Source organism: Streptomyces sp. NPDC040410 (assembly GCF_055595715.1).
Genome location: NZ_JBVIVK010000051.1, coordinates 1 through 8,298, shown reverse-complemented (window position 1 = coordinate 8,298; position 8,298 = coordinate 1). Strand labels below are relative to the sequence as shown.

Here is an 8,298-nt window from a genome sequence, read left to right as displayed (position 1 = left end):
TACTTTCGCAACAGACCCTAGGCGGTGTCTTCAAATGATCTTGAGTGGTGGATCATGGTCGGGTGATTCATCGACATGAACTGTCGGATGCCGAGTGGGAGTTCGTCCGGCCGCTGCTGCCCGAGTCGTTGCGGGGCAGGAAGCGGTCGGACGACCGCACCGTGCTCAACGGGATCGTGTGGAAGTTCCGTACCGGGACGGCTTGGCGGGACGTGCCCGAGCGGTACGGTCCGTGGGCCACGCTGCACACCCGGTTTCGCCGGTGGGCCCTGGACAGCACGTTCGAGCGGATGTTCCAGGCCGCCCAGGCGAGGGCGGACGCGACCGGCGACATCGACTGGCTCATGTCGATCGACTCAACCGTGGTCCGTGCCCACCAGCACGCCGGGGCCCGAAAAGGGGGCTCCGCAGCCCCGGACTCGGTCGGTCCCGAGGCGGCCTGACCAGCAAGATTCACCTGGCATGCGATGCCCTGGGGCGCCCGCTCGCCTTCACCGTCACAGGCCAGAACACCAACGACTGCACCCAGTTCACCGCCGTGATGGACGCGATACGGGTGCCCCGCCTCGGTCCGGGACCGCCCCGTGCCCGGCCCGACCACGTCATCGGCGACAAGGGCTACAGCTCCAAAGCAATCCGGGCTTGGCTCAGGATGCGGGGTGTCGGCCACACCATCCCGGAACGGTCCGACCAGATCCGCAACCGGCTTCGGCGCGGAGACCGAGGCAGGCGCCCGCCCGCCTTCGACAAGCAGCTCTACAAGCGGCGCAACGTGGTCGAAAGATGCTTCAACCGCTTGAAGCAGTGGCGAGGTATTGCCACCCGCAAGGAGAAGACCGCCGAGTCCTACCAGGCAGCCGTCACCCTCGCCTCGCTCCTGATGTGGGCGTGACATTTGAAGACAACTCCTAGCAGCGTTCATGACGTTAGGTCTCTCAGCGTGGCCACTGACCGGGTGACGACGGCACCCGCAACGGACAAGGCTCCCGTGTCCTTGAGGGGGGTGTTCGTGGTCTGAACTCGCCAGCTCAGGAGCCTTGTTAGTTTCCTATCCGCGAGCACCCACCGGCTCCCCAGAGCAGCTAGGGCTGCACTTACGGCGGCCACCACCATTAGCGTGGCCGCGAATGCCGCACCTGCACGCGTCAGTTCTGCCGGGTAGGAGGCGCCGTCCCGGCGGGCCAGATAGCCGGCCCCACCGCTGTCATCGAAGCCAACACCAGGCCCAGGGCCATCACGACCACAACCATATGAACGTTCATGTCGTCTCAATCCTTCCTCTCGACGCAGTTGACACCTTCGAATCTCGCGAATGACCTGTTCGCCGTGGTGTGGGCGAACGAAGATGAACACCGACGAACAGCACCACGACACACACGGCGGCGGACAGCCCACATGACCACCCGAGATACGAACGCCTCGGCGACCGGCCCCGCAGAAGCACTCACCGCACTCCGCCGCCGGCTGGACGACGCACGGGCAGCACAGGGTCTGAACCAGACTCAACTGGCCGAGCCGCCAACCTGGGGCGCACCACCGTCAATCAGGCCCTCAGCCCCAACGCTCAACCGCCGACGAAGGACACCTTCGGTGCGCTTGCCCGCGCCTTACGTATGTCTTTGTCGCCGCTACTGGACCTCCTCGCCACCACAGCCGGCAACGGTGACCGTGACGATCAGGCCTCCGTATTGGGGCGGCCGATCGACGACTGGGACCCCCTCGACCTCGAGGTCCACCCCGCCGTACCCGCACCGTCCACCATGGCAGACGACGCTCCCCGCCGGGGTGCGTTGCCCGGCTACATAAGCCGTCCGCACGACGAGGCACTGGCGGAGACTGTGGCCGCCGCTGCAGCCGGGCACAGCCGGATGGCCGTCCTGGTTGGCTCCTCATCTACCGGCAAGACCCGCGCGTGCTGGGAGGCCATCCAACCCCTGGCGGACGAAGGGTGGCGGCTGTGGCATCCCTTCGACCCCAGCCGAGCCGAAGCCGCAATCGCCGACCTCGAACGCGTCCACGTTGACGAGCAGCTTCCGGCTGTGCACCCGCCCCAGCGACTTCATCTCGAAGGGCTCCGCGCCGACGGTGCGGACCAGTCCGGGCAGGCGGGAGTGGCTGGTGATGAGAGCCACGCTGCCCGGAGTGCCCGGCAGCAGCGGTTCGACCTGGGAGGCGACTACGACATCCTCAAGCAGCACGACGATCGGAACACGGTCAGCAGCGACACTGCGGAAGTACCTCGACCGGTCGCCGGGGTCGGCAGGCACGTCTCCCGCCTGCACTCCCAGCTCGCGGAACCAGCGTTCCAGGATCGCTGAGGGCTCCGGCAGGTTTCCCCAGGGATCTCTGCCCAGCGACGCTTCAAGTTGCGGTCCCGTCAGTTCGTCCTGGTGATTGCGCAGCCACCTACGCGCGACAGCGGACGTGCCACTACCCGGCACACCCTGCATATACATCGTGGAGGCAACCCCGGCGGGGTCTGCGATGGTGTCCAGGAGCGGCTGGAAGCAGGTGATCTCGCTGGTGTTCTCGCCGACGTACAGCTGGGCCAAGACCAGGCCGAAGGTGTGATCCAGCGCGGCGAACAGATGGATCTTCCGCCCATTCGCCTTGGCGCCACCGCGCAGGCTCTTGCCTCCATGGCCAGGCCGCGCAGCCTGCGCGGTTGTCCGACCGCTCGGTGTGCATCGTGGCAAGAGGCGGCTGTGAGGCGCGTCATCACGTGACAATGCAGTCAGCTGAGCGGGGACCGTACCTGTAGAATCCCTGCCCCGCCTTCCGGCCCACGTGTCCGGCCTGGACCATGCGTGAGAGAAGTGGCGGTGGGGCGTGGAGAGGCTCCTTGAACTCCGCATACAGAGATTCCGCGACCGCGAGCGTCGTGTCGAGACCGATGTGATCAGCCAACTCCAGGGGACCCATGGGATGGGCGCAGCCTCGTACGAGGCCGACATCGATGTCCTGGGCGCTGGCGAAACCGGATTCGAACATTCGGATGGCGGCAAGGATGTAGGGGATCAGCAGGGCGTTGACGATGAACCCAGCCCGGTCCTGAGAGGTGATCACATGTCGGCCGAGCACTTCCTTGGCGAAACTGCGCATCCGTTGCCACGTGTCGTCGTCCGTGACGAGTGACGGCACGAGTTCCACAAGGTCGAGCACCGGAACAGGGTTGAAGAAGTGCAGTCCGACGACCTGGCCCGGGCGGGATGTGGCGGCCCCCAGCTTCATGATGGGAATGGACGATGTGTTGGAAGCGAGGAGGGCATCGCTGCGGGTCATGATTTCGTCGAGTGACGTGAATATTTCGATCTTAAGATCTTCATTCTCGGTAGCGGCCTCGATGCCGAGATCACGGTCGGCGAAGTCCGCTAGATCCGTGGTGAAGGTCAACACACTGAGAGCGGCGTCGTGGTCTTCTTGGCTGATCTTTCCGCGCTTTGCGCCTCGTTCCAGGGAGTCCTTGATCCTTTTGCGTCCTGCGGCAAGATCACCGGCGCTCACGTCATAGACGAGGGTGTCGAGCCCGGCGCGCGCGCACACTTCCGCGATCCCTGAGCCCATGAGGCCGCAGCCGACGATGCCGACCTTGGAGATGCCGGCGTTGTTAGTCATGAGGCCGGCCGCCAGCTCAGGTCGTTCGCCACGAGGCCGTGGAGCGCCTCCTGCGGGAAGCGGGCCTCCTCGTCCACTGCGGCGACGCACGGCGGGATCTTCGCCTCGGCTAGCGAACGCGCGGCGTCACGGAGCATGTCGTGCTCCTCGGACGGGCGGTACAGGTCGAAGACTTCGGGCATCATTGCCTCCTTTGGGTGGCACTCAGTTCCATTAGTTTCGGCACTGCGTGCCACCTTGGGAGTCTCCATTGGGAGACTATTTTCGCTGGTTAGATGGTGGTGTCAGTCACTCATATCGTTCTGTGGCGCATACGGGCACGGCGAATCTCCCCCTGTTCCTGAGCCCCGTAGAAGTGCGCAGACTGTATGCCTGGTCGCGAGCCCGGTGGCGCATCGTCCTGTCACGCAGAGAAGTTGGCCGTCGCGGCGTCACTCCGCCGCCATCCCTGTAGAGCCGGGCATGGGTGTCAGAGGATTCCCCGCTCGTTTGCCCTGGCCAGCGCCTCGACCCGATTGCGGGCTCCGAGTTCCTCCATTGCCCGCTGGAGATATGTCTTCACCGTGTTCCGGGTAAGGCCGAGGGCGTCAGCGATCTCCGGATTCGTCTCGCCCATGGCGACCCTGCGCAGGATCTCGTACTGGCGACGCGTGAGACCGGTCTCTTTCAGCTTCCGAAGCAGAATTACGCTGAGGTCATGTTCCTCAAGATCGGCGCAGATCACACGCTCGCCGTCGTACACACGGCGGATGACGTCCACGAGATCGGATCGCTCTGTGTCTTTGACGATGACGGCGTGGGCTCCCGCGTCGAGTGCTGCGTTCAGGGCCGCGTGCTCCGGATAGGCGGTGAAGATCACGACCTTGACCCCGGGGGAGTGTGAGCGCAACGAGCGAATGACTTCGGGCGCCAGCATGTCGGGCAGCCGCAGATCGAGTAGGACGACATCGGGGCTGAGGTTGCCGACTGCAGTGATCGCCTCCCGTCCGGACCGTGCGTAGCCCGAGACAGTAATCCATTCGGCGCTGCCCAATGCCAGGGTCACCCCGTCGAGGACGATCGGGTGGTCGTCCACGACCAGCACTCGAACATCGGGCCTGGTCATGCGGGGACCCATGCATGGACGGTGACGCCGCCATCCTCGTTACGGCCGATGTTCAGCCGCCCACCCACCCGTGCCAGGCGTTGGGACATGGTGGGCAGGCCGATCCCTTCACCGACGTTTCCACCCATCGGCAGGCCCACGCCGTCGTCGGCGATGGTCAGTGTGATGCCGTTGGAGGCCGCGAAGAGACTGAGCACGACGGAGCGGGCCTTGGCGTGCTTCTCCACGTTCAGCAGCGCTTCGCGGGCAGTGTCGGTCAGCGCCTTGGCATGCGCAGGCGGTAGTGCCGGCAGGTCGCTGATAGTGATGAAGCGAGCGACGGTGCCGGTGCGTTCCTGAAACGCCCGGCAGTCGCCGCGCAGAGCCACCCCCAGGGCGACCTGCTCGGGTGGCGCGTTCAGCGCGTGGAGGGACCCGCGCAGCGCTGCCGCTGCTTCTTTGGCCTGCTGCTCGATGTCGCCCAGGCGAGCCTGAATGGTGTCCCCGGAGGGGAGTTGGCCGGCCAGGGTGCGGATTCCGGCGCCTATAGTGAACAACATGGCCCCGACGGTGTCGTGGAGTTCTATGGCGACGCGGCGGCGTTCCTCGTGGACAGCGACTTCGACAGCGTGTTTGGCCCGCTCGGCTACGACTGCGGCGGCTGCCGCCCGGTGGGCTGCCTGCTCCAGTGCATGTGTGGTGCGGTCGCCGAAGGGACCTTCAGACCGCTGGGCTCCGTATATCACGCCGAGCAGTCGGTCTTCGTGAATCATCGGGACGGCGATCATTCCGCCCAGGCCCTCGGTCTCCACAGCGGGTTTGAAGTGAGAGGTGATGCTTTCGGAGTGTCGGTAGTCGCCCACCCACATCGGCCGACGCTGCAGAAGGACTTGGCCGCCGAGACCGCATCCTATGGGCACAACGATGCCGTTGACCGCTGGGGTGCGGGTATTGACGGTGTGACAGAGCACGATCTTGTCAGGGCCGTGGGGTTCTCCTATCCAGGCCACGTCCACGCCGCTGCGGGCTGGGACATCGTCGACGATCCGGCGCATTGCCAATGAACTGTCGAGGAGGGCCATGATCTGGCTGTAGCCATCGGTGAGCTCGAACAGCATGTCCAGCTCAGGGTCGGAGCGCTGCTGGACTTGCACTACTGTCATGGTTGAATGCCTCCAACCAGGCCTTTCCGGCCTGTGATCATGGTCCTGTTGTCCTCATGGTTGCCTGTGCCCTATGCCGACGCCATCCCCAGATGGAGACTGCGCGGGCAAGAGCTGGGGCATCCGGGCCGGTGGCTGAATTTGGGGGCGGATTTTCGAGGGCCTTCCTTAGGATCTGATTCCAAACCGATGGTCAGGAACCACAGTTCTACCCGGAGCAGGTGGCCAGTTCGAACCAGACGGTCTTGCCGATGTCTCCCGGCCGCACGCCCCATCGGCGAGCGAGCATCTCCACCAGTTGCATGCCCCTGCCCGACTCGCTGTCCGACGACACCGGACGGACCTGCGGGGCAGTGGGGATACCGTCGGAAACCTCGCATCGCAGAGTGCCGTGCTGCTTGTGCACACGCAGCGTGACGGGGCCGGCGCCATGCGTCAGTGCATTGGTGACGAGTTCGCTTACGAGCAATTCGGCAGTGTCGGAGTGCTCGGCCAGCATCCACCTGTCCAGGAGATTCCGGGTGAACCGCCTTGCCATTCCCGGCCCTTCTGGCATCAAGGGCACCACCCACTGCCGGCTCAGGGCAGCAAAGCTGGTGCTCTGCCTGGGGAGGCGGGTACTTCCGATGGTCTGGACGTCGCTGGCCATGGCGTTCTCCGGCGTGCGGATGTGATCGAGTGGGACGCGTCACGGACGTGTCGCCATCTCCGGAGCGAGGGAGCTCGCTGCAACGCTGCGATGCTCGAAGGATGTCTCTCCTTGCAGCATCGGCTCCCACGGCCTTCACACCGAGATGATCGGCCCACACACTACTCAGCGCCGCCTTGTGGCTCGGTCACAAACCGGAGCGTAAGCTGAAAAAATCGACGTGACGCCTGGTGCTTCGACCGGCGCGGCGATTGATGCAATGGAGCGTGTCCATGGAAGCGCCGGAAAACGATATTGATCCGGCCGTGCGCCGCATCCTCGGAGAGATCGAGACGACCCTCACTAAGGTGGTCGGCACGGCGGTGGACGCCATCTTTGAACAGGTTCCAGCTTACCGATCCAGTACGGTTGCACAGCTCCGCAGCGATGTGACGAAGCACGTGGATTCGATCTTCCGTGGCTGGCTGACCAGCGTCAAGGAGAAGAGACCGGCGCGCCGCGAGGACTTTCCGATCACCGAAGCGATGGCTGCACGGCGCGTCGGCCAAGGCATCTCCCTGGCCGACTTCCTGCAGGCCTTTCGCGTTGCCCAGCTCAGTCTCTGGGACGCCGTGCTTCATGTTGTCCGGCAACATCCAGGGGCCCGTGACGGAGCCTTGTTCATGGCAGAGGAAATCATGCACATGATCGAGGTGGGGAGCTCCGCTGCAGCAGCAGGGTACCTACATGCACAGCAGCACCATCTGGCAGAACGCGACCGCATTCGGCGAGACCTGCTCGAAGACCTGCTTGCCCGCCGCGATCCTTCTCCCGGCCCCAAGCAAGCGATGCTGCGCGGAGCAGGTATCGAACCGCACTCGTCCTATGTCGTGTCTTCGGCGCTGGTTCTTCCTTCGGCAGAGGACAGGTCGCACGTCCCAGCAGATGCTGTCCGCGGACTTGCAACTGGGGCACCGGGCCTGGCAGTTGTACGCCAGGACGAGCTCGTGTCCATCGTGCCAGTTGCTCTGAGCAATCCAGCGGCGGCCGTGCGGGACCTGGAGGAGGTGTTCCACCGGCTCGAACGCCAGGGGACACACGTAGCCCTAGGTATCAGCACGGTACACACCGGAATCAACGAGATCCCTGAAGCCTACACAGAGACCTGTATTGCCCGAGACAGCCTTGATGGCAGGCCCGGAGTGGTCGCGCTGCAACTGCTCACCGCCCTTGACTACCTTGTGCTGCGGGATGACGGAACAGCGAGACGGCTCATCCGACCAAGAATACGCCGGTTTGTTCAGGAAGACATGGTCAGGGACAGCGTGCTGATCAGGACCCTGCTCGAATACACCGCGTGTGACCTAAACGCCAAGACGGCGGCACAGGCCCTCCACGTCCATACCAACACCGCTTACCACCGGCTGGAGCGGATCGCGCAGAGAACCGGATGCGATCTGCGCCGCTTCGCTGACGTGCTTGAACTACTGATCGCTGTGCGCCTCCTTGATAACGCCTCCTGATCGAATCCCCTGCAATCCGCAACGAACTCTGCGGTGAGGCAAGCCAAATGTTGGTGGACGGTTTGTTCACCCGAGTTGGCCGCTCGTTGCCGGTTGCCACCGGTGGGCCAGGCATAGGTTTGCGGAGCCGGAAGACGGCTCCAACACCGGCACCCGACCGACCTGCGAGCCACTGAGCTCCTGCCCGTCCGTCGCGGGCCCGCATGTGTGGGGGCGGCGGCGCATGCCCTCGATCATCTTCTCCGAAAACAGTACGAGAGATGACTAGGGTCTGTTGCGAAAGTG

General features: G+C 64.4%; 6 protein-coding genes and 2 pseudogenes. 2 read left to right on the top strand and 6 right to left on the bottom strand.

Features of this window, described 5'->3' with window-relative positions; genetic code table 11:
• Positions 1-65: 65 nt before the first annotated feature.
• Positions 66-892 (top strand): annotated as a pseudogene (locus tag ACZ562_RS38110) (IS5 family transposase).
• Between the two features lie 997 nt (positions 893-1,889).
• On the opposite strand, the gene ACZ562_RS38105 reads toward ACZ562_RS38110, so the two are convergent.
• From ACZ562_RS38105 to ACZ562_RS38080, 6 genes and pseudogenes are all read right to left on the bottom strand, one after another.
• The gene (locus ACZ562_RS38105; protein WP_471189258.1) at positions 1,890-2,552 is read right to left on the bottom strand and encodes a hypothetical protein; all 663 of its coding nucleotides are present in this window, start codon (positions 2,550-2,552) and stop codon (positions 1,890-1,892) included.
• 166 nt (positions 2,553-2,718) lie between these two features.
• Positions 2,719-3,615, bottom strand: coding sequence for a 3-hydroxybutyryl-CoA dehydrogenase (locus ACZ562_RS38100; RefSeq protein ID WP_471189256.1), 897 nt, complete (start codon positions 3,613-3,615; stop codon positions 2,719-2,721).
• 17 nt (positions 3,616-3,632) lie between these two features.
• Positions 3,633-3,797: pseudogene (locus ACZ562_RS38095) on the bottom strand (acyl-CoA dehydrogenase family protein); the annotation flags it as partial.
• A gap of 287 nt (positions 3,798-4,084) precedes the next feature.
• A complete protein-coding gene (locus ACZ562_RS38090; protein WP_471189253.1) occupies positions 4,085-4,720 on the bottom strand; it encodes a response regulator transcription factor in 636 nt (211 codons plus the stop codon).
• Entirely contained in the window at positions 4,717-5,853 is a 1,137-nt protein-coding gene (locus ACZ562_RS38085; protein WP_471189250.1) for a GAF domain-containing sensor histidine kinase, read from the bottom strand. Before ACZ562_RS38085 ends, ACZ562_RS38090 begins: the two co-directional genes overlap by 4 nt.
• Positions 5,854-6,070: 217 nt before the next feature.
• Positions 6,071-6,511, bottom strand: coding sequence for an ATP-binding protein (locus ACZ562_RS38080; RefSeq protein WP_471189248.1), 441 nt, complete (start codon positions 6,509-6,511; stop codon positions 6,071-6,073).
• A 272-nt stretch (positions 6,512-6,783) separates the two neighbouring features.
• Between ACZ562_RS38080 and ACZ562_RS38075 the strand changes: the two genes are divergently transcribed.
• Positions 6,784-8,013 (top strand): PucR family transcriptional regulator, encoded by a 1,230-nt coding sequence (locus tag ACZ562_RS38075; protein ID WP_471189246.1) that lies wholly within the window; start codon positions 6,784-6,786, stop codon positions 8,011-8,013.
• The last annotated feature ends 285 nt before the right edge of the window (positions 8,014-8,298 follow it).

What these genes read in the sequence shown, in the direction of transcription:
- ACZ562_RS38100 (WP_471189256.1), bottom strand. Translation starts at nt 3,615, where the DNA reads ATGACTAACAACGCCGGCATCTCCAAGGTCGGCATCGTCGGCTGCGGC.
- ACZ562_RS38090 (WP_471189253.1), bottom strand. Translation starts at nt 4,720, where the DNA reads ATGACCAGGCCCGATGTTCGAGTGCTGGTCGTGGACGACCACCCGATC.
- ACZ562_RS38080 (WP_471189248.1), bottom strand. Translation starts at nt 6,511, where the DNA reads ATGGCCAGCGACGTCCAGACCATCGGAAGTACCCGCCTCCCCAGGCAG.
- ACZ562_RS38075 (WP_471189246.1), top strand. Translation starts at nt 6,784, where the DNA reads ATGGAAGCGCCGGAAAACGATATTGATCCGGCCGTGCGCCGCATCCTC.